Below are 23223 nucleotides of genomic sequence, written 5' to 3'. Positions count from 1 at the left end.
TAGGACAACATCAAAACGGCCTTCATCCTTGATTTCAAGGGATGAAGGCCGTTTTGATTGGATTCGTATTTTCGTTTCGGCGGTGTGAAATTTACCCGATTACGCGATCCTTGCTTGCCTGGATGCCTGCGATTAATAAAACAATGGCAAGGATAACCTGAACCAACAGGGGAATGGTCCATCCTTTCGTCCAATCATGCAGCACGCCGAATAACAAAGGACCACCTGCTGCCAGCATATAACCAAAAGACTGGGCCATGCCCGACATGCTCGCAGCCTGCCTCGCGTCACTTGTGCGAAGAACAAAGAACATGGTTACTACGCCGAATGAAGCGCCTGCTCCGATGCCTGCCAAAATGACGCCCGTGGTCACGAGGGAAGAAATGCCGCTTAACAAGAAGGAATACCCAATAATCAAAGACGAGCAAGTCATGATGGTAAGAACACGTTGATCTCTGGTTCTTCCGGCAAGAATGGGAACGATGAAGCTCGCTGGCACACTAACCATTTGCATGAGAGAAAGAATCCAGCCTGCAGAGGTGGCACTAAAGCCTTGTTCGGCAAGAATCTCCGGAAGCCAGGTAATCGTGGTATAAAATATTAAAGACTGCAGCCCCATAAACATGGTAATGGCCCATGCGAGCGAAGAATTGCGAAGCCGTACGGTCGCTCCCTGTACATGGCCTGAGACTTGAAGCTTCTGCCGGCGTCCTGCCGCGACGTGCGGAAACCACAACACAAGCGCCAAGATGGATAATAAAGCCCACATGCCTAATGAGGCGCGCCATCCCATGGAAGTTGCCCCCGACGCCGGCACGCTGATCCCGGAAGCGATGGCGCCGAATATGTTCATCGATACGGAATATAGTCCGGTTACGATGCCTACCCTTAAAGGGAAGTCCCGTTTGATCAAGCTTGGAAGCAGCACATTGCTTAACGCTATGCCGCATCCCAGAATGGCCGTTCCCGCATATAAAGCAAAAACGGAGGGCAGCAATCTTAAGGCCACCCCAAGGGTCACGATCATAATGGCCATAAACAAGGCAATTTCTAATCCCCAACGTTTGGCCAGGCGCGGTGCGAAGGGAGAGACCGCGGCAAAGGCAAGCAGAGGGAGCGATGTTAAGAGCCCTGCCATCGTATGGCCGATTCCCGTGTCTGCACGGATCATTTCCACGACGGGACCGGTGGCCGTAATCGGTGAACGCATGGTGGCCGCGATAACGATAATGCCTGCCAATAACAGGCCGAATTTCTTCGATGCAGCCGAATGCTCTTCTGCAGAAGAAGGGGAAGAAGCGTGTTGCTGTATTGATAATGACATGGCAAAGTCTCCTGTGTTCTATGAAGTGAATATGTATGCATTGATACATACACATCTGCAAGCATAACACTACATGTCAATGCCTTCAATGGGAGGGCAAAAGATACGATGCTTAAGATGTATCGGTTTAAATATGTAATTATAAACGCATATAAAATGGAGGGGCGTAGTAGTCAGAGTGGATAAAAAGTGGAGTGCGTCGAATCTGGCGCAAGTTATTTGGAGATTCTTCAATGGGATTCTCATCCCCGGAACGCAAAAAAAGCTCTTATTCAGAGCTTTTTCATTACGTCCCAGGAGGGATACTCTCCTTACAGTCGAGACTGCGATGTAATCCTCCCGAAGCCTATGCTCCGACGAACCAATGGGGTTCTCATCCCCGGAACGCAAAAAAAGCTCTTCTCAGAGCTTTTCTTTTTACGTCCCAGGAGGGATACTCTCCTTACAGTCGAGACTGCGATGTAATCCTCCCGAAGCTTATGCTCCGACGAACCATTGGGATTCTCATCCCCGGAACGCAAAAAAAGCTCTTAACAGAGCTTTTTCATTACGTCCCAGGAGGGATTCGAACCCCCGACCGACGGCTTAGAAGGCCGTTGCTCTATCCAGCTGAGCTACTGGGACATATTTTTTTCGCGCAAAAATGATTATATCACAATGAATTCGGGAGATCAAGTGTTTTGTTTATGTTGGTCAATTGCCACGATGTTCGGCAGGATTGAGCTCGTTCCCCTCTTTTATTTTGAAATTAAAGATCTGTATGATTTCTTGCAGAGTTGACCAAACTGAGGAATTGGGATTTAAGGGTGCCTAAATATATGACTGATATTTTTCTTCCAAATACCAGATCGGAAAATTCCCTCAGTCTTCAAGCTCTAACGAACATAAGAAGTCTTATATGCTGATTTTAAGGGGGCAGAAACTTCTAACGAACCTGAGCACTGCTATTTGGTGGTGTTTAGCCTGTTCATACCATATACCGTCTGAATAGCGTGTCTAAAGTTCGCTAGAAAATGAACATGCCCGAAAAGCAGTAAATGAGGTGTCTCAGATTCGTAAGAGGTAGGTTCGGTACAGGTGCTGACCGTTGGCGACTTCCAGCACCTGTTGATCCGACAAAATGGAGGCACTTCTGATATTGCAAGAAAAACAACCGATGAACGCGGTCTGTCTTCATTGGTGATACATCGATTGAAGTTTTTCTTATAATATCAAACTGAGATCCATCAAGACACACATCTGGATATTGCAAGAAAAACAACAGTTAAACGCGGTCTGTCTTCATTGGTGATACATCGATTGAAGTTTTTCTTATAATATCAAACTGAGATCCATCAAGACACACATCTGGATATTGCAAGAAAAACAACAGTTAAACGCGGTCTGTCTTCTTTGACGAATACACCGATTGAAGTTTTTCTTATATTTGGCATTATGTTAGAATATCAGGTGAACTCGGGAAATGGACGCGTTTTTCGTTTAATATACATCGAATCGGGGTTTGATGCCACTGATGATTCAGGACATATGAGGAGGTGCTCCTTATCAAGGAATCCAATAATCGGGAAACCGGTAAGGACAATAATTTAATTCTTTTTCCGAAAACGCTGGACTATTACCAAATTCAGTTGACGGTTATGCTGGAGAACGAACGGTATGGCGAAGCGATGAATATGCTGCGATTCTTGTTGCAGTGCCAAGGGGAAGAGGAACGGCATCATGAGGAATGGAGAGCGCTGCTCGAATGGCTTGAGGCTGCTTTTCCCGAATACGAGCAGATGGCGGAGACCGATCAGGAGGATCAGGACGAAGAAATCAGCGAACAAGACATGGCTCGCGAGCATGCCCGACTTAAGCTTGAGCAGGATAGCGGTTATGCAGACAAACTGCTTCGCACGGTAAAGGAAGAGCCGTTATCCGAACAAACGATGCTGGCTCTGGAGCAGCTGGCTTACCTGGAGCTGCCTGAAATCGATGACGCGCTTATAAATTGGTTAAGGGAAAAGGCGCTTCATCCTTTGCTTCAATTCCGCGTGCTTCAGACACTGAGGCGCAGAGGCGTGCAGCAGGTCGTGTCTTTTACACGGGGAGAAGAACGGATCGAGGTGGATGTAGAAACGGTTCCGCTTAGTCCGGAGGATTTTCCGATCCAGATTGTTCACATTTTGGAAAGGGTCGCCGATCAAACGGAAGTGCACGAGCCAACGCTTTTTTATTTTGCACAGGAATTATGGGTGCAGTTTGTCATGGCCGTGTACGGAACGCGTGATTACCAAACGATGCTTGAAGATGATGATTTGATGACCGACATCTGGGCAGCCGCCCTGCACATGACCGTGGCTGACAGTTTGGGCGGGGCACATGACGAGGAAGAAATTCGTTCCATGTATGCCGTTTCGGGGCCTTTGCGCTTCCGATTGGAGCAGGCATATCGTTCCATGAAACAATTTGTTTCGACAGGTTTGGAGGGCGGGTAGGGGGCGGAAACGTTTTCCTTAACCTGCCTCAAGGGATTCCCCTTGAAAAAGAATGTAAACTTGTTTATACTAAAATGGTTATTTTGTGATCGCCTACGTGAACATGTGAATTTTGGAGGGGACAGTTTATAATGAAAGCAACTTGGGAAAAGATAGAGAAGAACGTTGGGGTTCTTGAAGTTGAAGTGGATGCAGAACGTGTAGCTGCAGCTCTCGACAAAGCTTTTAATAAAGTGGTAAAACAAGCGAACGTGCCTGGATTCCGTAAAGGTAGAGTGCCACGTCCGATTTTTGAAGCGCGCTTCGGCGTGGAAAGCCTGTATCAGGATGCAATCGACATTCTGCTGCCAGAGGTTTACACTGAAGCGATCGATCAAACGGATATTTTCCCGGTAGATCGTCCTGACGTGGACATCGAGCAATTTGGCAAAGGACAAGCTTTCAAATTCAAAGCAAAAGTAACCGTTAAGCCTGAAGTAACGCTGGGCGACTACAAAGGTGTGGAAGTTGCTGTAGCAAAAGCTGAAGTAACTGAAGCAGACGTAAATGAAGAGCTCGAGCGTCTTCAACAACGTCATGCAGAACTCGTTGTGATCGACGAAGGCGCTGCACAAAATGGCGATATCGCTGTAATCGACTTCGACGGCTCCGTTGACGGTGTTCCTTTCGAAGGCGGCAAAGCGGAGCGTTACTCCTTGGAGCTGGGCTCCAACACATTCATTCCAGGTTTTGAAGAGCAAGTTGTGGGTCTGTCCACAGGCGACTTCAAAGACGTGGAAGTGACTTTCCCTGAAACGTACCATGCTGCCGAACTGGCTGGCAAACAAGCCGTATTCAAAGTGAAAGTTCACGAAATCAAACGCAAACAACTTCCTGAGCTGGATGACGAGTTTGCTAAAGACGTCAGCGAATTCGATACTCTGGAAGAGTACAAGGCTGACCTGAAAACACAACTGGAATCCCGCAAAGCGGACGAGTTCAAAGGCGCTCAAGAGAATGCCGTTGTGGAAAAAGTGGCCGAAAACGCCGAAGTGGAAATCCCTTCTGCGATGATCGACAGCGAAGTTCAAAACATGATGCGCGATTTCGACAACCGTCTGCGCAGCCAAGGCATGAACCTCGAAATGTTCCTGAGCTTCTCCGGTCAAACGCAAGCTGACCTGAGAGGACAAATGAAAGACGATGCAGCGAAGCGCGTTCGCAACAACCTCGTGTTGGAAGCTGTAGGTAAAGCGGAAAACATCGAAGTTTCCGACGAAGAAGTGAATCAAGAGCTTGAAAAAATGGCCGAGTCCTACAAGCGTTCCGCTGAAGAGATCCGCGGCATTCTGGAAAGCAACGGTTCCCTTGACAGCCTTCGCGAAGAAGTGAAACTGCGCAAAACCATCGACGTTCTCGTGGAGAACAGCACTGTGGTTGAGCCGGTTGAAGCTCCAGCGGAAGAAGCTGCTGCAGAAGCTGACGAAAAATAAGACAAGCTGTTGGATAACAGCTGAATAACGATAAGGCACGTGATTCATTGCGTGCCTTATTTTTAAATTACGACATCCATTTTATGCATAAATGATTCACGAAATGGATGGTTTTTTACCGGCTGCAGATTCCGATTCCCGGCGGAGCGAATTAAAAAGGGATAAGGGCATAGGATGCCTCCGATTTGCACATACATAGAAAACATGGTTAAATATGATCAGGCTAAAAAGCAAACCAACTTTTACTTGACACATTCCTGGAAAAATGACATTGTCATCGGAACGTGTTAGAATAAAATTTGGGGTATGCTTTAATGGTGGCCCGATGTCCAATTACATGTAGAAAAGAGGTTGGTCTCATGAGTCTGGTGCCAATGGTTGTGGAACAAACCAATCGAGGCGAACGGTCTTACGATATATATTCGCGTTTGCTGAAGGATCGCATTATCTTTCTGACCAGTGCGATTGATGACGATGTAGCCAATCTTGTCATAGCACAGCTTTTGTTCTTGGCGGCCGAGGATCCCGAGAAGGATATCAGCTTGTACATTAATTCGCCGGGTGGCTCTGTCACCGCAGGAATGGGTATATACGATACGATGCAATATATTAAGCCAGATGTTTCTACCATCTGCGTAGGGATGGCGGCAAGTATGGGATCGTTGCTGCTGACAGCCGGCGCGCCTGGCAAAAGATATGCGCTGTCCAATAGCGAAGTGATGATCCACCAGCCGCTCGGCGGCATACAAGGACAGGCTGCGGACATTAAAATCCATGCAGACTGGATCATCAAGACGCGCCAAAAATTGAACCAAATTTACGTCGAACGTACAGGTCAGCCCCTTGATAAAATTGAGCGGGATACGGACCGTGATTTTTTCATGAGCGCTGAAGAAGCCAAGGCTTACGGCATTATTGACCAGGTGCTCACCAGACCGATCAATTCCTAAAGGGGTGGTTTCACATGTTTAAATTCAACGATGAGAAAGGGCAGCTGAAATGCTCTTTTTGCGGTAAATCTCAGGAGCAAGTTCGCAAGCTTGTTGCGGGACCCGGTGTTTACATTTGTGATGAATGCATCGAGTTGTGCACCGAAATCGTGGAGGAAGAGCTCGGACATGATGAAGAGCTTGATCTGAAAGATATTCCGAAACCGAAAGAAATCCGCGACATTCTCGACCAATACGTCATTGGACAAGATTTTGCGAAAAAATCTCTTTCCGTAGCGGTGTATAACCACTATAAACGGATCAACACACAAAACAAAATTGAGGATGTCGAGCTGCAAAAGAGTAATATCCTGCTGCTCGGTCCAACCGGTTCCGGTAAAACGTTGCTCGCGCAAACGATGGCCAAAATCCTTAACGTTCCTTTTGCCATTGCGGATGCCACTTCCTTGACGGAAGCAGGTTACGTAGGTGAGGACGTTGAGAACATTTTGCTCAAATTGATTCAAGCTGCGGACTACGATGTGGAAAAAGCGGAACGCGGAATTATTTATATTGATGAGATTGATAAAGTGGCGCGCAAATCCGAGAATCCGTCTATTACACGCGACGTATCGGGTGAAGGTGTGCAGCAAGCATTGCTTAAAATTTTGGAGGGTACGGTTGCTTCGGTTCCGCCGCAAGGTGGCCGCAAGCATCCGCATCAAGAGTTTATCCAGATCGATACGACGAACATTTTGTTCATCTGCGGCGGAGCCTTCGATGGTCTGGAGCAAATGATCAAACGCCGGATCGGCAAAAAAGTGATCGGTTTCAACACCGTATCCGAGCAAAAGGACCTGAAGCCAGGCGAATACCTGGGCATGGTTCTGCCGGAAGACCTGTTGAAATTCGGTTTGATTCCGGAGTTCGTAGGTCGTCTTCCAGTAATCTCCACGTTGGAGCCGCTGGATGAAGACACGCTGGTACGGATTTTGTCCGAGCCGAAAAATGCGTTGACCAAACAATATCAGAAGCTGCTTGAGATGGACAATGTTAATCTGTCCTTCGAACCGGCTGCTTTGCTTGCCATCGCCAAAGAAGCGATTAAACGTAACACGGGTGCACGCGGATTGCGTGCGATCATCGAGGGCATCATGCTGGATATCATGTATGAAGTGCCTTCGCGCGAAGATGTTACGAACTGCGTGATTACCGAAGAGGTCGTAGAGAAAAAAGTCGTGCCTGAACTTGGCCAATCGAAGGACGACAAGCAGGAGGAGAGTGCCTGAATTAGGCGCTTTTCCGTCCGGCTCTGAAATATAGACTTGTCAGTTCTCCACCTTGGCAGAAGGCGTAAGGCATTCTGTTAAGGTGGAGCTTTGACGTTATGGGGAGAGAAATCACTCATGTATTTAAGACAAGATACACGTCCTGTCAAGGTCGGGAACTTAACGATCGGCGGCAACAACGAAGTCATTATCCAAAGCATGTGTACAACCAAGACGGCAGACGTTGAGGCAACCGTAGCAGAGATTTTACGACTTGAGGAAGCAGGATGCCAGATCGTGCGTGTAACAGTGAATAATGAGGAAGCTGCCGCAGCCATCAAGGAGATCAAAAAACGCATTCATATTCCACTGGTGGCGGATATTCATTTCAACTACAAGCTTGCTCTTCTGGCGATCGAGAACGGGATCGATAAAGTGCGGATCAATCCGGGCAACATCGGTAAACGTGCGAAAGTCGAAGAGGTCGTCAAAGCCTGCAAAGAACGTGGCATTCCGATTCGGATCGGGGTCAATGCCGGGTCGCTTGAGAATCATTTGCTTGAAAAATACGGATATCCTACAGCCGATGCTATGGTAGAAAGTGCCCTTTATCACATAGGCATTCTGGAAGAACTCGATTTCCACGACATTATCGTATCGCTCAAAGCTTCAGATGTGCCGATGGCCATTGCGGCGTACTCCAAGGCAGCCGAGCTAATCAGGTATCCGTTGCATCTGGGTATTACGGAAGCGGGGACGCTGTTCTCGGGTACGATCAAAAGTTCTGCCGGCATGGGCGCGCTGTTGTCGATGGGCATCGGTTCCACGATGCGTATTTCGCTCAGCGCGGACCCGGTGGAAGAAATCAAGGTTGCCCGCGATTTGCTCAAAACCTTTGGATTGATTTCCAATGCAGCGACGCTGATTTCCTGTCCGACATGCGGACGTCTGGATATCGACCTGTTCTCGATTGCCAACGAGGTCGAGGAATACATTTCGAAGCTGAAAGTGCCGATCAAGGTCTCCGTGCTTGGTTGTGCCGTTAACGGTCCGGGAGAGGCGAAGGAAGCGGATATCGGCATTGCGGGAGCGCGCGGCGAAGGACTGCTGTTCCGTCACGGCCAAATGATTCGCAAGGTACCGGAAGAAATTATGGTCGACGAACTCAAAAAGGAAATTGATCAAATCGTCGAAGCCTATGAGAAAACAGGAGTTATTCCTGGTCGATCGCACTGATTGCTCGATCATTCATATGCAAAATACAAGAAAACCCGTCAGCGATGGCGGGTTTTCTTGTGTTTGCAAGCCGACCAACCGTCGAGCTGTAACGTTAATCCACATAATTTCATTCCTGCCCGTTTACGTCTTAGGGAAAAGGCTATACTACCAAGTATTAGCATGGTCTCAGAATAATGAATACTGGACAGGAGGATGTGGAGACATGGGTGAATTAGGTATGGTATTCATGTTGATTCAGCTATTTTTCGGCGTGGTGATCGGCTTATACTTCTGGAATCTGCTTCGGAGCCAGAAAACAAACCGCGGTGCGGTTGAGCGCGAATCCCGCAAGGAGCTGGAGAAGCTGCGCAAGCTGCGCTCCATCTCGCTGACAAAGCCGCTGGCGGAAAAGACGCGGCCGATGACGATAAACGATATTGTTGGACAAAAGGACGGGTTGCGCGCTCTGAAAGCGGCATTATGCAGTGCCAACCCGCAGCACGTCATCATTTATGGGCCTCCGGGCGTCGGAAAAACGGCTGCGGCAAGGGTAGTGTTGGAGGAAGCGAAAAAAAATCCGTCGTCCCCGTTTAAGCCGGATGCCAAGTTTACGGAGCTGGACGCCACGACCGCCCGGTTCGACGAGCGCGGAATTGCTGACCCGTTGATCGGATCGGTACATGATCCCATTTATCAGGGAGCTGGGGCCATGGGTGTTGCCGGCATTCCGCAGCCGAAACCCGGGGCGGTGACGAAGGCCCACGGAGGCATGCTTTTTATTGACGAGATTGGCGAATTGCACTCCATTCAGATGAACAAATTACTAAAAGTGCTGGAAGACCGCAAAGTCTTTTTGGAAAGTGCGTACTATAATTCAGAGGACACACATACTCCTGCTTATATCCACGATATTTTCCAAAACGGTCTACCTGCTGATTTTCGTCTGGTTGGTGCGACCACGCGTTCGCCGCATGAGCTTCCGCCTGCATTGCGTTCGCGCTGTATGGAAGTATATTTCCGTCCACTGCTGCCGGAGGAGATTGGGCGGATCGCCGAGGACGCAATTCAAAAGATTGGCTTCAACCCCTGCCCCGAGGCAGTGGACGTTGTGAAGCGCTATGCGACCAATGGACGCGAAGCGGTAAACATCGTTCAGCTTGCCGCCGGGCTTGCGTTGACAGAGAAGCGCGAGATGCTGCAGGCATCTGACGTGGAATGGGTAGCTGGCAGCAGCCAGATTCAACCACGCCCGGAGCGCAAAATTCCCCAGCATCCGCAGGTCGGTTTCGTAAACGGTTTGGCCGTATATGGGCCGAACATGGGCACCATTCTCGAAATTGAAGTATCGGCTGTGCCGGCGGCAAAAGAACAAGGACGCATCAACATTACGGGTGTAGTGGATGAAGAAGAAATCGGCGGCGGATCCCGCACGCTTCGGCGCAAGAGCATGGCCAAAGGCTCGGTGGAAAACGTGCTCACCGTACTGAAGTCGATGGGACTTCGCCCATATGATTATGATTTGCATATCAACTTTCCGGGAGGTACGCCCATTGACGGCCCGTCTGCGGGGATTGCGATGGCAACTGCGATCGCTTCGGCCATACAGGAGCGCCCGGTAGACCACGAAATGGCCATGACGGGCGAGATCAGCATCCATGGCCGCGTGAAGCCGATCGGCGGCGTGTTGGCCAAAGTGGAGGCAGCCTTCCAGGCGGGGGCCAAAAAGGTCATCATCCCGGCTGAAAATTGGCAGTCCATTTTTGAAAACCTGGACGGTGTGCGGGTGGTGCCTGTGAGTACGGTGCAGGAGGTATTCCAAGAGGTTTTCTCATGGGTGCCGGATGCCCAGCAGGCCAAGGAGCAGCGAATGGTGGAGGAACCGGCTGCGCCGGCCTCAGACATTTTTCCGCCGGCCTCTGCCTCCATTTTGCGCGCGGATCTGCCGCGCCCGGGACAGGTTAGCGATTCGGGAAGCTGCTAAGAGCTTCCCTTCATTGGTTTTTTATGTGAACATTTGATAAAATAATATGGATTACAACCTGAGAGCCATTGGAGGTGCGAAAGCGATGGGACCGAGCAAAACGAAAGGTCGTCGTTTTCCTTTACTGCCTTTAAGAGGACTTCTCGTCTACCCGAGTATGGTACTGCATCTCGATGTGGGCCGGGAGAAATCGGTCAAGGCTTTAGAAAAAGCGATGGTAGAAGAACATTTGATTCTCCTGTGTTCCCAAGCCGAAGTCAATATTGAGGAACCTACCCCTGAGGATATTTTCAAAATCGGAACGGTAGCCAAGGTCAGACAAATGCTGAAGCTGCCTAACGGAACGATTCGTGTGCTGGTGGAAGGCCTGGAACGGGCTGAAATCATTGAATATACGGATAACGAGGAATTTTACGAGGTGCTCGCGCAGGAGCTGCCTGAAGAGGACAACGTTCATCCGGAGACGGATGCGCTTATGCGGACGGTGCTTAACCAGTTCGAAACCTATATTAATTTATCTAAAAAAGTAACTCCCGAGACGCTTGCGGCTGTGTCGGACATTGAAGAGCCGGGACGTCTTGCCGACGTGATTACAAGCCACCTGTCCCTTAAAATCAAGGACAAACAGGAGATTTTGGAAACGATCGACGTGCGTGAGCGGCTGGAGAAGCTGCTTGACATTTTGAATAACGAACGCGAAGTGCTCGAACTGGAACGAAAGATCAGCCAGCGCGTGAAAAAACAGATGGAAAAAACACAAAAGGAATATTACTTGCGCGAACAGATGAAAGCAATCCAGAAGGAGCTCGGCGAAAAAGAAGGCCGTGCCGGCGAAGTGGAAGAGCTGCGGAGCCAGATGGAAGCACTGAATCTGCCTGAGCAGGTCAAGGAAAAAATCGAGAAGGAAATCGATCGCCTTGAAAAAATGCCCGCAAGCTCCGCCGAAGGCGGGGTTATTCGCAACTATGTGGATTGGCTGCTGGCTCTGCCGTGGAGCCATATGACCGAGGACGATCTCGATATCCAGAAGGCCGAGGACGTGCTGAATGCCGATCATTATGGCCTGGAGAAACCGAAGGAACGCGTGCTTGAGTATTTGGCCGTTCAGAAGCTGGTGAAAAAGCTTAAAGGACCGATTCTATGCCTGGTGGGACCGCCAGGGGTCGGCAAAACGTCGCTGGCCCGTTCCATTGCCAGATCGCTCGGTCGGGAATTTGTGCGCATTTCCTTGGGCGGCGTGCGGGATGAAGCCGAAATTCGCGGTCATCGGCGCACCTATGTAGGGGCAATGCCGGGGCGCGTTATTCAAGGCATGAAGACGGCAGGTTCGTTGAATCCTGTTTTCCTGCTGGACGAGATCGACAAAATGGCTTCGGACTTCCGGGGCGATCCGTCAGCTGCGCTGCTCGAAGTGCTCGATCCGGAGCAAAACAATACGTTCAGCGACCATTTCGTGGAGCTGCCATTTGACTTATCCAACGTCATGTTTGTAACGACGGCCAATACGGTGCACAACATTCCGCGTCCGCTTCTGGATCGCATGGAAATGCTGAACATCCCGGGTTATACGGAGCTGGAGAAGCTGCAGATTGCCAAAAACTATCTGCTTCCGAAGCAGAAACGCGATCATGGCCTGGAAGAAAACCAACTGCATGTGGGCGACGATAGCTTGCTGCGCGTCATTCGTGAATACACCCGCGAATCCGGCGTACGCAACCTGGAACAACAGATGGCTTCGCTCTGCCGCAAAGCGGCGAAAAATATCGTTTCAGGCGCGGAAACGCCAATTAACATCGAGCCGGATGACGTTAAGGAATATTTGGGCCCAGGCAAATTCCGTTACGGGATGGCCGAATTGGAAGATCAAATCGGTACGGTGACGGGGCTGGCATGGACCGAGGTCGGCGGGGACACGCTTGTGATTGAGGTCACCGTGGTGCCAGGTACGGGCAAGCTGACGTTGACGGGCAAGCTCGGTGATGTCATGAAGGAATCCGCCCAGGCGGCATTCAGCTATACCCGTTCCAAAGCGGCTCAGCTGGGCATTCCGGCCGATTTTCACGAGAAAAACGACATTCACATTCACGTACCGGAGGGAGCGATTCCGAAGGATGGTCCGTCGGCGGGAATCACGATGGCGACGGCTCTCATCTCGGCGCTGACCAACAAACACGTCTCCAAAGACATCGCCATGACAGGCGAAATCACGCTGCGTGGACGCGTTTTGCCGATTGGCGGCCTGAAGGAGAAGTCCCTCGCTGCCCATCGCGCGGGTTACAAAAAAATATTATTGCCCAAGGACAATGAGCGGGATTTGCGGGACATTCCGGACAGCATCAAGGAAGATGTGGAATTTGTGCCCGTAGCCCACATGGATCAAGTGCTGCAGCATGCACTGGTAGAGCAAACGGGAATCCAATTGTAGCGCGCCATCCGAGGGAGCGTATGAAGAATAAACCGTTCTGCGGAGGCTTCGGCGTCCGCTGGAACGGTTTTTTTGGTATGATGGTGATGATGAACGACCTGCCCTCATCGATTCTCGTTGAGTGGGCAGGGGTAAAGAGAGGATCGAGCAGACATGAAAGTAAAGCATTCCGAATTTGTAATCAGCGCCGTGAGGCCTGAGCAGTATCCAGCCGACGGCTTGCCGGAAATCGCCTTGGCGGGGCGTTCCAATGTGGGCAAGTCATCCCTGATCAACCGCATGATCAGCCGCAAAAACCTGGCCCGTACAAGCGCAACGCCGGGGAAAACGCAGCAATTGAACTATTACCGGATCAACCAGGATCTTTATTTCGTCGATTTTCCGGGATACGGTTATGCAAAGGTGTCGAAGCAGCAGCGTTTTGCCTGGGGAAAAATGATGGAAAAGTACTTGCTGGAGCGTGATGAGCTCAAACTGGTCATGCAAATGGTGGACATGCGTCACGAGCCTTCCAAGGATGACGTCATGATGCATGAATGGCTGCGGCATCACGGCTTGCCCGTCGTGGTCGTGGCGACGAAGATGGACAAGATCCCCAAAACGCGCCGCCCCAAACACCTGAAGGTGATCAAGGAAGCGTTGGGCCTTCGTGCCGATGATCCGTTCGTGCCGTTTTCCTCTGAAGAAGGATGGGGAAAAGAAGAACTGTGGGCGATCATTGAAAGTTATGCCGGCATCGGCGAAACGCCGGCATCGGAGGAACAAACCGATCAACCGCAGGACGAAACCGAAGCTTGACACCTGAACGTGATGGGTCGACCTGCCATGATGCGAGCTTAATGACAAGGCTGCTTGATTTCAATGGATTTCAAGGAGAGTCGAATGCCAAAATGGCCATGGATTCTTCCGTGGCTATTGGCTTAAGCATGTTAAATAGGATGTGCGCGCATAACGCTGAAGATTTGTGAAACACTACCATTATTGGCATTGCAAGCGAAGCATGCTCATGGGGATTTCATAAACATTTCATAAAAACGCCCCTGTCAAGTCCATGATATGTGATATAATTAACTATGTTGATCCAAGATGGATGAAGATATGAAGAAAACACTATGATTGGAAATTTATTAGGCAGGTGAACTTGCAATGCACATCGTTGTCGTTGGTTTGAATTATCGCACGGCGCCTGTAGAGGTAAGGGAACGGTTCACGTTTGCAGAAAAAGATCTGTCCGAAGCGCTGAAGCAGCTCAAGCTGACCAAGAGTGTGTTGGAAGGTGTAATCGTGGCCACTTGCAACCGTACAGAGTTGTATGTCGTGGTAGACCGTCTTCACATGTGCGGTTATTTCATTCGCACTTTTATGGAACAGTGGTTCGGCGTTCCGCGCGAGGAATTTACGCAGCATTTATATATATATGAGGATGACCAGGCGATCCGCCATTTGTTCCGGGTCATTTGCGGCCTGGACTCCATGGTCATCGGAGAAACGCAAATTTTGGGTCAGGTCAAGCAAGCCTTCTTCAAAGCGCAAGAGGAGAAAGCGACGGGGACCTGGTTCAACATGCTGTTCAAACAGGCGGTTACGCTCGGCAAACGTGCGCATTCCGAAACGTCGATCGGCGAAAGCGCCGTTTCCGTCAGTTATGCGGCCGTTGAATTGGGCAAGCGGATTTTTGGCATGTTTACGGACAAGAAGGTGCTTATTCTCGGGGCCGGTAAAATGAGCGAGCTGACCGTGAAGCATTTGTACGCGAGTGGAGCTTCCGAGGTGATTGTCGCTAACCGGACGCTGGCGCGGGCCGAGGAGCTCGCAGCCAAATTCCGGGGGACGCCGTGCACCGTGGAAGAGGCGCTGGACAGGTTGCATGAAGTGGACATCGTGATCAGTTCGACAGGAGCTGATCGCTACGTTTTGGACGCATCAGTCGTGAGGGAGAGCATGAAACACCGTCAATCCCGTCCGTTGTTCCTGATCGACATTGCGGTTCCCCGCGATATCGATCCGGCCATTGGAGAGCTGTCCAACGTATTTTTGTACGATATCGACGACCTTGAAGGGATCGTGGAAAGCAATCTGGAGATGCGTAAAGCGGAAGCGGCGAAGATCGAGAAAATGATCGAGTTGGACATGGAAGATTATTATCACTGGCTCAAAACGTTGGGTGTTCGTCCGGTCATTCGTGCGCTGCAGGAGAAGGGGGCTTCCATCCATGAAGAAACGATGGAGAGCCTGTTCAACAAGCTGCCCGAGCTGGATGAGCACCAGCGCAAGGTCATTCGCCGACTGACCAAAAGCATCGTCAACCAGATGACCACGGATCCGATTAACCGGATCAAGGAAATGGCGGGGACAAAGCAGGGCGATGACGCCTTGCGCATGTTCACCCAAATTTTTGCCTTGGAAGATGCCGTGGAGACTGCTGCTGAGAAGGTGAATCAAAGCGACGCCTCCGCATTGCGCAAATCGGGTTCTGTACGCATGAACGACTCGCGGCAAGGCGCAATGACAACATATGCTCCGGCAAGTGTATAAGGCGGGTGGACGGCTTGACCCTTGCTGAACAAATTTATGAAGCTCTGATTTACATGTATGCCCTGAGCCTTCTGTTCTATTTCTCGGATTGCATTCGACGCAATGTGGGGGCGAAGCGGACGGGCTTGGGGTTTCTTATCGTTGTATGGTTGCTCCAGGTAACGCATATCGTGATGCGTATGTGGACCGAGGGGCATTTTCCCATTTATACGACCTTTGATTTTCTTTGCATCTTTTCGTTCAGCCTTGTATTGATGTCTTTGGCGATGACCCGGATTCCGCGTTCGGAATTTGCGATCCTGCTGCTGAACATCGTTGGGTTTGCGGTCACCGTGCTGAACAGATTGTGGTTTACGGCCGGCGAAATTTCGCTCCATAATTGGCAAACGGTACACGGTCTGTTGATTATGCACATTACGCTTGCCAATCTGGGGTTTGCGGCTTTGACTGTAGCTGCCGTGTTTGCGTTGCTTTACATGTTCCTGCATCGCAAGCTGAAAAGCAAAAAATGGAATGAAACGATGCGTCGATTGCCCAGTCTTGAAGTGATCAGCAAAACCATGGATGGAGCCACACTGATCGGAACGCCGCTCTTAGGTGTATCGGTCGTGCTGGCCGTGTTGTCCATCGTGGCGGAAACCCGCTGGATGCTGCTGCTGGATTTGAAGGTGTTGGCCACCGGCCTGGCCATCGCGATCTATATCGGGTATTTTATCTCCAAAAGAAGAAAGCAGTTCTCCGCGATCGTTATGGCAAGATGGACGCTGATCGGTTATGGTTTGGTCATCATAAGCTTTTTATCCAATGCATACTCGGCATTTCATCGTTGGACGGGAGAGTGAATCATGGAGTGTTACACGCCGCTCTTTGTAGATGCAGCCGGGAAGACCTGCTGCGTAATCGGCGGAGGCCGCGTTGCTGAGCGGAAGGTCAGAGGACTTCTGAATACGGGGGCCAAAATTAAAGTCATTAGTCCGGACGCGACGCCGGAATTGAAACAATTGCATCAGGATTCCCGAATCGAATGGATGGCCCGGGCCTACCGCAACGGAGATTTGCGGGGGGCCTTTCTCGTATATGCGGCTACAGACCGGGAAGACGTCAACTTGTCCGTGGTCAAGGAGGCAATGGCTGAAAATATTCTGGTCAACGATGCGATGTCATCCGAACGGAGTACATTCACCACCCCGAGCGTGGTCAGACGGGGGAGAATGAGCATTGCGATTTCTACTGCCGGAGCAGGTCCGGCCGCAGCTGCGGCAATCCGTGCCGCGTTGGAAGAGCAGTTCGGCGATGAATACGAAACATATATCGAATTCCTTCATCGGATGCGCAAGGAAGTGAAGGCGCGTGTGCCATCTCCCCGGAAACGGGCGATCTTGCTGCGAAGCTTGACCGAGATGAATCTACTGGAGGACATTCGTTCCGGCCGGTTCAAGTGGTGGACGGAAGAAGAAATCGGGAGCTGGATATCCCGTAATTCAGGAGGGGACGTAGAACATGAGAACCATTAAAGTGGGAAGCAGGCAAAGTGCCTTGGCATTGACCCAAACGGGTCACGTCATCGACGATTTGCGCAGCATAAGCAAACGCGAGGGGCTGGAGTTCGATTTTGAGGTCCATAAGATCGTCACCAAAGGGGACCTTATTCTGGATGTAACGCTCTCCAAGGTTGGCGGCAAAGGCCTCTTCGTCAAAGAAATCGAACAGGCCATGCTGGATCATACGATCGACATGGCGGTGCACAGCATGAAAGACATGCCGTCAGAATTGCCGGAAGGACTCATCAACGGGGCGGTTCCCCGTCGCGTCGATCCCCGGGATGCGCTGATTTCAGGCAAAGGTCTTACACTGGATCAGCTGCCCGAAGGCGCGCGGGTCGGCACAAGCAGCCTGCGGCGTTCCAGCCAGATCAAAGCCTACCGTCCTGACCTTCAGCTGGAATCGCTGCGCGGAAATATCGATTCCCGCCTGCGCAAGCTGGAGACCGAAGGTTTGGATGCCATCATTTTGGCGGCGGCAGGATTGCACCGGATGGGCTGGCAGGATCGCATTACCGAATATCTGAACGAGGGGCAGTCGCTTCCGGCTGTAGGACAAGGTGCGCTGGGCATCGAATGCCGTGAGGACGACGCGGAGCTTCGCCACTTGCTGAGCCTTTATAACGATCAGGAGACAGCGCTGCCGGTAATGGCCGAGCGACGGTTTCTCAGCGTGCTGAACGGTGGATGCCAGGTTCCGATCGGTGCACATGCCGTCTGGACGAAACAAGAAGTGGATTCCCCCGATGGACAAAACACGTTACAATTAACGGGAATGGTCGGTACGCCGGATGGCGGACTGATTTTGAAGGAGACTCTTACCGGCAAGGACCCGGTTCGCCTCGGAGAAGAAGTGGCCTGGAGACTGATTGAACGGGGAGCAGAGCAGATACTGGCAGAAGTTAGGGGATGAGGACATGGTGGGAAAGGTGTTTTTGGTTGGTGCTGGTCCAGGGGACGCAAAGCTGATCACGGTAAAAGGATGGGAATCCATCGGCAAGGCGGATGCGGTTGTTTATGATCGTTTGGCCAGTCCGCGATTGCTCAAGCTGATGAAGCCTGGCGCAGTTAAAATATATGTGGGCAAACGGCCGGACAGACACACGATGAAGCAGGAAGAGATCAATCAGCTGCTTGTCGATCTTGCACTTGAAGGCAAAGTTGTGGTCCGTCTTAAAGGCGGAGATCCCACAATATTCGGACGGGTAGGCGAAGAAGCGGATTTGCTGCGCAAAAACGGTGTTCCTTACGAAATCGTACCTGGCGTAACCGCAGCGATTAGCGTGCCTGCGTATGCAGGCATTCCTGTGACCCATCGCGATTACGCCTCATCCATCTCCATCATTACGGGCCATGAAAGCCCGGACAAGCTGGACCGGAGCATTCATTGGGATAAAGTGACGAACGCTACGGGTACCCTGGTATTTATGATGGGCGTAGCGAAAATCGGTTATATCAGCGAGCAGCTCATCAAACACGGCAGACCGCCGGAAACGCCGGTAGCGCTGGTGCGTTGGGGGACAAGGGCCGAGCAGGACACGCTCACGGGTACGCTGGCGGACATTGAGGCCAAAGTGCTCGCTGCCGATTTCCAGCCGCCGGCAGTCATCGTCGTTGGTGATGTCGTCAAGCAGCGGGAACAATTGAAGTGGGCGGAATTCATGCCGCTCTTTGGCAAGCGGATTCTGGTAACCCGGGCGCGCAGCCAGGCGAGCGAACTGGTGAACCGCATCGAAGAGCTTGGCGGGGAGCCTTATGAGTTCCCGGTCATCGAAACGGTGATGCCAACGAATGAGGCTGCTTTACATGGCGTAGAGCAAGCCTTTCATCAGCTGGATGCTTATGATTGGGTGTTTTTTACGAGTGTTAACGGCGTCGAATTTTTCTTCCGCCATTTGGAGCAGCAGGGCAAAGACATTCGTTCCATGTACAAAGCGAGAATTGCTGCGGTAGGCCCGTCCACGGCGGAAGCCTTGCGCAAACGCGGCATTGCTGCCGAGCTGATTCCCGGACCGTTCCAGGCCGAAGGCATGCTTGACGCCTATGAAAACGAACTGATTCAGGGGCAAAAAGTACTGCTTCCGCACGGCGACCTCGCCAGGTCGTGGCTGCCCGAACAGCTGCGGGAACGTGGGCTTGAGGTCACCGAGGCGATTATCTACGATACGGTGCTTGCGGGCGAGAACGACGACGAGCTGCTGAAGCTGCTTGAAGAGGGCGGGATTCATGCGGTGACGTTCACCAGTTCTTCCACCGTGACGAACTTTATGGAAATGTTAAAGCGCATGGGGTTGTCCGATCCGCTGCCGCTGCTGAAAAACGTGGAAATTGCGTGCATTGGGCCGGTTACAGGCAAAACGGCCGAGAAGGCCGGATTGCATGTAACGATGATGGCGAAAGAAGCGACGATGGAGAGCCTGATTTCGGCACTGTGCGAGTGGCAAAGAAAGCCTGTACTTGCAGGCAAGGATTCACGTTGATCGGGTGTTAATGAACTGAACCGAAGAGTGCGATCATTGCAAGGTTGCGCTTACGACAGAAGCGTGCTGATTTCGATATGAACCCGGCGCGCTTCCCTTTTTGCATGAACATATTTTAAGGGAGGCATTACGTTATGAGTTTTCCGATTGTACGTCATCGCCGTTTGCGCCAGTCAGCGGGCATTCGCAATATGGTGAGAGAAACACATCTGTCGGTCGATGATTTCATCCAGCCGATTTACGTTATTTATGGAGAGAACGTCAAATCCGAGATCAAATCGATGCCCGGCGTATTTCGGTTCTCGTTGGACCGACTTAAGGAAGAGGTCACCGAAATTGTTGAACTTGGAATCCCGGCCGTCTTATTGTTCGGCATTCCGGAAACGAAGGATAGTGTAGGCACTTCCGGTTTCGCCGATGACGGCATCGTGCAGGAAGCGACGCGTTTGATCAAATCCTGGTATCCCGAACTGATCGTTGTAGCGGATACCTGCCTGTGCGAATATACCGATCACGGCCACTGCGGCATGGTGCATACCACCGAAGTGGACGGGCATGTATGCGGCGATGTGATGAATGATGAATCGCTGGAGCTGTTGGTCAAAACCGCGGTATCCCAAGCGAAGGCGGGGGCGGATATCATCGCACCTTCCAACATGATGGACGGTTTCGTGCAAGCCATCCGGGCGGGACTGGACGAAAATGGCTTCAGCCATATTCCGATTATGTCCTATTCCGTCAAATACGCCTCCGCCTTCTACGGTCCGTTCCGTGAGGCTGCCGATTCCACGCCGCAATTCGGGGACCGCAAATCATATCAGATGGACCCGGCTAACGTTCGGGAAGCCATTCGCGAAGCGGAGACAGATGTACTCGAAGGCGCTGATATGCTGATGGTGAAGCCATCCCTTTCCTACCTGGACGTCATGCGCACGATCAAGGATCAATTCGACTTGCCGCTGGTTGCTTATAATGTGAGCGGTGAATACGCGATGGTCAAAGCGGCTGCGATGCAAGGTTGGATCGATGAGAAAAAAGTGGCCATGGAAATCCTGCTCAGCATGAAACGTGCCGGCGCGGACATGATCATAACGTATCATGGCAAGGACGCTTGCCGCTGGCTTGCCGAGAAATAAACGGTTAGACCATATAAGCATCATGGACATGGCACCCGAGCCATTACTCCATCGTTAAATAGCAAATTGATGTTGAAGTTTCCATCCGGCTGTCGGTACTTGATTGTATGGACAGCCGGAGGATAATCCAAAGGAGGATGTTCAATGACCGCACAACAAGGAAGCCGTCGGAACGACGAGCGCTCCCGCAGCGCATTCGAGGAAGCCAAGCAGTACATACCCGGTGGAGTGAACAGTCCGGTTCGCGCATTCAAATCGGTTGGATTGACGCCAATCTATGCAGAGCGCGGCGAAGGCTCCAAAATCTACGATATCGACGGGAACGAATTCATTGATTATGTCGCTTCCTGGGGACCGCTGATTATGGGGCATGCCCATCCCGATGTTGTTGAAGCTTTGCGCGAGACTGCCCTGAAAGGGACGAGCTTTGGGGCTCCAACGCTCATCGAGACGGAAATGGCCAAGCTCGTGTGCGAGCGCGTACCTTCGATCGACATCGTGCGCATGGTCAATTCGGGTACGGAAGCGACGATGAGTGCGATCCGCTTGGCTCGCGGCGTGACCGGCCGCAGCAAAATTTTGAAATTCGAGGGCTCCTATCACGGACATGCGGACAGCCTGCTGATCAAAGCCGGATCGGGCGTGGCCACGCTTGGATTGCCGGATAGCCCTGGCGTGCCTGAAGGTGTAGCAAGCAATACGATTACGGTTCCGTACAATGATCTGGAATCCGTAAGCCTGGCATTCGAGCGTTATGGTGAGGAGCTTGCCGCCGTGATCGTGGAGCCCGTGGCCGGAAACATGGGTGTTGTGCCGCCGCTACCTGGATTTCTTGAAGGGCTGCGCAGCCTGACGGAACAATACGGCAGTTTGCTTATTTTCGATGAAGTGATGACAGGCTTCCGGGTTGGCCTGAACTGTGCCCAAGGACGCTTTGGGGTAACGCCTGACCTGACTTGTCTCGGCAAAGTGATTGGCGGCGGTTTGCCTGTTGGTGCCTACGGCGGCAGACGGGACCTGATGGAGCAGATCGCGCCGACCGGACCGATCTACCAGGCCGGAACGCTTAGCGGCAATCCGCTTGCGATGACTGCCGGATATACAACTTTGAAGCTGCTTACGCCCGAAGTTTATGATCGGCTTGAAACGCTATCTGCACGCCTGCAGTCCGGATTCGAGCAAAATGCGGCGGAAGCCGGCATTCCGGTCACGATCAACCGGGTCGGCTCCATGGTCTGCCCGTTCTTTACGGGGACTCCGGTGACGAGCTATGACATAGCCAAAGAAAGCAATCTGGATCATTTCCGTCGCTATTTTGCATCCATGATCGATCAAGGTGTCAGTGTGGCACCGTCCCAGTTTGAGGGCATGTTCGTATCGGGCGTCCACACGGAACAAGACATCGACGACACGATCGAGGCAAACCGCAAGGCATTGCAATCGCTATGAGCATAACAAGTTGGAAACGCCGCGGGGATTGGCTTGAGCTGACTCCGGGAAAAAAAGTAACGGGCAGTGCTGACAGACAAGCTGCAGCCGAGCAGTGGCTGCTCTCGGAGCTTGGCATGCCCGACAAAATGCTCCGCCAGCTCAAGGCGACAGGCGGCATACAACTGGCAGGGGACCGGCTAAGGCTGGCCCTTTTTGCTTCTCTTCCCCTGGACGTGGAGCCGCGCTGGGCAGATATTGACGTATTATACGAGGATGATTTTTGCCTTGTGGTACACAAGCCGGCAGGCATGAAGCTGCATTCGGACGGCAGCCGCGAGGACCGGGCGGTCACTCTGGATCATGCCGTGGCAGCTTACTATGAGATGAACGGGATACAAACCCGCGTGCGCCACATTCATCGTTTGGACGAGGATACGACAGGTCCGGTTTTGTACGCCAAAAACGCATTTGCTTTAGCCAAGCTGGACGAAGCCATGCGACGCAAGGAGATCGACCGGCAATATGTTGCCATTGCAGGAGGCAAGATTCCGGGGCGGCTGAAAATCATTGATGCGCCGATCGGCAAAGACAGGCATCACAAACAGCGCAGGCGCGTGTCCGATGGGGGACAGGAGGCGATTACCCGTGTGCAGGTTGTAGAGGTATGGGAAAACGCAACGCTTGTGCGGTTAAAGCTGGAAACGGGACGCACCCACCAGATTCGGGTGCACATGGCTCACGTCGGTCATCCCCTTGTCGGGGACGTGTTATACGGAGGCCGGAAAGAACAGATCGGCCGACAAGCGCTTCACGGGGAAAGGCTGACTTTTGCGCACCCGCTGACGGGAGCTAAGGTGGAGGTCGCCGATCCGTGGCCGTCCGATTTCGAACAGTTGGCCAAGCGGGAGGGCCAGGACCATTAAAACATAAGGTTTGAGGAAAAGGTGGCATGCTTATCTCATGCAGGGCATATAGATGGGGTAATGAAACATTTGGACCATGCATC

General features: G+C 51.6%; 17 protein-coding genes and 1 tRNA gene. 16 read left to right on the top strand and 2 right to left on the bottom strand.

Features of this window, described 5'->3' with window-relative positions:
- Positions 1-91 precede the first annotated feature (91 nt).
- Positions 92-1324: a CynX/NimT family MFS transporter gene (locus SNR34_RS25135; RefSeq protein WP_486180445.1), complete on the bottom strand. Its 1233-nt coding sequence runs from the start codon at positions 1322-1324 to the stop codon at positions 92-94.
- 550 nt (positions 1325-1874) lie between these two features.
- Positions 1875-1948, bottom strand: a tRNA-Arg gene (locus SNR34_RS25130).
- A 920-nt stretch (positions 1949-2868) separates the two neighbouring features.
- Between SNR34_RS25130 and SNR34_RS25125 the strand changes: the two genes are divergently transcribed.
- The 16 genes from SNR34_RS25125 (at position 2869) to SNR34_RS25050 (ending at position 23140) form a co-directional block, all read left to right on the top strand.
- On the top strand, positions 2869-3801 hold the full coding sequence (locus SNR34_RS25125) for a hypothetical protein (protein ID WP_486182512.1): 933 nt from the start codon (positions 2869-2871) through the stop codon (positions 3799-3801).
- 131 nt (positions 3802-3932) lie between these two features.
- On the top strand, positions 3933-5273 hold the full coding sequence (gene tig, locus SNR34_RS25120) for a trigger factor (protein ID WP_236414433.1): 1341 nt from the start codon (positions 3933-3935) through the stop codon (positions 5271-5273).
- A gap of 359 nt (positions 5274-5632) precedes the next feature.
- Positions 5633-6223, top strand: a complete 591-nt coding sequence (clpP, locus tag SNR34_RS25115) for an ATP-dependent Clp endopeptidase proteolytic subunit ClpP (RefSeq protein ID WP_236414432.1) — start codon at positions 5633-5635, stop codon at positions 6221-6223.
- A gap of 14 nt (positions 6224-6237) precedes the next feature.
- The gene (gene clpX / locus SNR34_RS25110) at positions 6238-7491 is read left to right on the top strand and encodes an ATP-dependent protease ATP-binding subunit ClpX (protein WP_236414431.1); all 1254 of its coding nucleotides are present in this window, start codon (positions 6238-6240) and stop codon (positions 7489-7491) included.
- Between the two features lie 117 nt (positions 7492-7608).
- A complete protein-coding gene (ispG, locus tag SNR34_RS25105) occupies positions 7609-8706 on the top strand; it encodes a flavodoxin-dependent (E)-4-hydroxy-3-methylbut-2-enyl-diphosphate synthase (protein WP_236414430.1) in 1098 nt (365 codons plus the stop codon).
- A 205-nt stretch (positions 8707-8911) separates the two neighbouring features.
- Positions 8912-10669: an ATP-dependent protease LonB gene (gene lonB, locus SNR34_RS25100; protein ID WP_343261595.1), complete on the top strand. Its 1758-nt coding sequence runs from the start codon at positions 8912-8914 to the stop codon at positions 10667-10669.
- Positions 10670-10754: 85 nt separating this feature from the next.
- A complete protein-coding gene (lon, locus tag SNR34_RS25095; protein ID WP_236414428.1) occupies positions 10755-13094 on the top strand; it encodes an endopeptidase La in 2340 nt (779 codons plus the stop codon).
- A 153-nt stretch (positions 13095-13247) separates the two neighbouring features.
- On the top strand, positions 13248-13892 hold the full coding sequence (gene yihA / locus SNR34_RS25090; RefSeq protein WP_236414427.1) for a ribosome biogenesis GTP-binding protein YihA/YsxC: 645 nt from the start codon (positions 13248-13250) through the stop codon (positions 13890-13892).
- 348 nt (positions 13893-14240) lie between these two features.
- On the top strand, positions 14241-15629 hold the full coding sequence (hemA, locus tag SNR34_RS25085) for a glutamyl-tRNA reductase (protein ID WP_486180444.1): 1389 nt from the start codon (positions 14241-14243) through the stop codon (positions 15627-15629).
- A 14-nt stretch (positions 15630-15643) separates the two neighbouring features.
- Positions 15644-16471 carry a cytochrome c biogenesis protein CcsA gene (ccsA, locus tag SNR34_RS25080; protein ID WP_445259714.1) on the top strand — a complete coding sequence of 276 codons (828 nt, stop codon included), beginning with the start codon at positions 15644-15646 and terminating at the stop codon, positions 16469-16471.
- Between the two features lie 3 nt (positions 16472-16474).
- On the top strand, positions 16475-17143 hold the full coding sequence (locus SNR34_RS25075; protein WP_236414424.1) for a precorrin-2 dehydrogenase/sirohydrochlorin ferrochelatase family protein: 669 nt from the start codon (positions 16475-16477) through the stop codon (positions 17141-17143).
- The gene (gene hemC, locus SNR34_RS25070; RefSeq protein WP_236414423.1) at positions 17130-18083 is read left to right on the top strand and encodes a hydroxymethylbilane synthase; all 954 of its coding nucleotides are present in this window, start codon (positions 17130-17132) and stop codon (positions 18081-18083) included. The genes SNR34_RS25075 and hemC overlap by 14 nt, the downstream gene beginning before the upstream one ends.
- A gap of 4 nt (positions 18084-18087) precedes the next feature.
- On the top strand, positions 18088-19650 hold the full coding sequence (gene cobA, locus SNR34_RS25065) for a uroporphyrinogen-III C-methyltransferase (RefSeq protein WP_486180443.1): 1563 nt from the start codon (positions 18088-18090) through the stop codon (positions 19648-19650).
- Between the two features lie 134 nt (positions 19651-19784).
- The gene (hemB, locus tag SNR34_RS25060; RefSeq protein WP_236414421.1) at positions 19785-20786 is read left to right on the top strand and encodes a porphobilinogen synthase; all 1002 of its coding nucleotides are present in this window, start codon (positions 19785-19787) and stop codon (positions 20784-20786) included.
- 144 nt (positions 20787-20930) lie between these two features.
- Positions 20931-22235, top strand: coding sequence for a glutamate-1-semialdehyde 2,1-aminomutase (gene hemL, locus SNR34_RS25055; protein WP_236414420.1), 1305 nt, complete (start codon positions 20931-20933; stop codon positions 22233-22235).
- Complete coding sequence (locus SNR34_RS25050) at positions 22232-23140, top strand: RluA family pseudouridine synthase (RefSeq protein ID WP_339274296.1); 909 nt, start codon at positions 22232-22234, stop codon at positions 23138-23140. The genes hemL and SNR34_RS25050 overlap by 4 nt, the downstream gene beginning before the upstream one ends.
- Positions 23141-23223 lie beyond the last annotated feature (83 nt).

This window comes from Paenibacillus sp. XP01 (assembly GCF_057364885.1).
This window is presented reverse-complemented; position numbering and strand designations above follow the sequence as displayed.

Excerpts from the sequence above, each read along its gene's own strand:
- SNR34_RS25075 (WP_236414424.1), top strand. The coding sequence starts at position 16,475 with ATGGAGTGTTACACGCCGCTCTTTGTAGATGCAGCCGGGAAGACCTGC.
- hemA (WP_486180444.1), top strand. The coding sequence starts at position 14,241 with ATGCACATCGTTGTCGTTGGTTTGAATTATCGCACGGCGCCTGTAGAG.
- hemC (WP_236414423.1), top strand. The coding sequence starts at position 17,130 with ATGAGAACCATTAAAGTGGGAAGCAGGCAAAGTGCCTTGGCATTGACC.
- cobA (WP_486180443.1), top strand. The coding sequence starts at position 18,088 with ATGGTGGGAAAGGTGTTTTTGGTTGGTGCTGGTCCAGGGGACGCAAAG.
- lonB (WP_343261595.1), top strand. The coding sequence starts at position 8,912 with ATGGGTGAATTAGGTATGGTATTCATGTTGATTCAGCTATTTTTCGGC.
- lon (WP_236414428.1), top strand. The coding sequence starts at position 10,755 with ATGGGACCGAGCAAAACGAAAGGTCGTCGTTTTCCTTTACTGCCTTTA.
- hemL (WP_236414420.1), top strand. The coding sequence starts at position 20,931 with ATGACCGCACAACAAGGAAGCCGTCGGAACGACGAGCGCTCCCGCAGC.
- clpP (WP_236414432.1), top strand. The coding sequence starts at position 5,633 with ATGAGTCTGGTGCCAATGGTTGTGGAACAAACCAATCGAGGCGAACGG.
- hemB (WP_236414421.1), top strand. The coding sequence starts at position 19,785 with ATGAGTTTTCCGATTGTACGTCATCGCCGTTTGCGCCAGTCAGCGGGC.
- SNR34_RS25050 (WP_339274296.1), top strand. The coding sequence starts at position 22,232 with ATGAGCATAACAAGTTGGAAACGCCGCGGGGATTGGCTTGAGCTGACT.
- SNR34_RS25135 (WP_486180445.1), bottom strand. The coding sequence starts at position 1,324 with ATGTCATTATCAATACAGCAACACGCTTCTTCCCCTTCTTCTGCAGAA.
- clpX (WP_236414431.1), top strand. The coding sequence starts at position 6,238 with ATGTTTAAATTCAACGATGAGAAAGGGCAGCTGAAATGCTCTTTTTGC.
- yihA (WP_236414427.1), top strand. The coding sequence starts at position 13,248 with ATGAAAGTAAAGCATTCCGAATTTGTAATCAGCGCCGTGAGGCCTGAG.
- ispG (WP_236414430.1), top strand. The coding sequence starts at position 7,609 with ATGTATTTAAGACAAGATACACGTCCTGTCAAGGTCGGGAACTTAACG.
- tig (WP_236414433.1), top strand. The coding sequence starts at position 3,933 with ATGAAAGCAACTTGGGAAAAGATAGAGAAGAACGTTGGGGTTCTTGAA.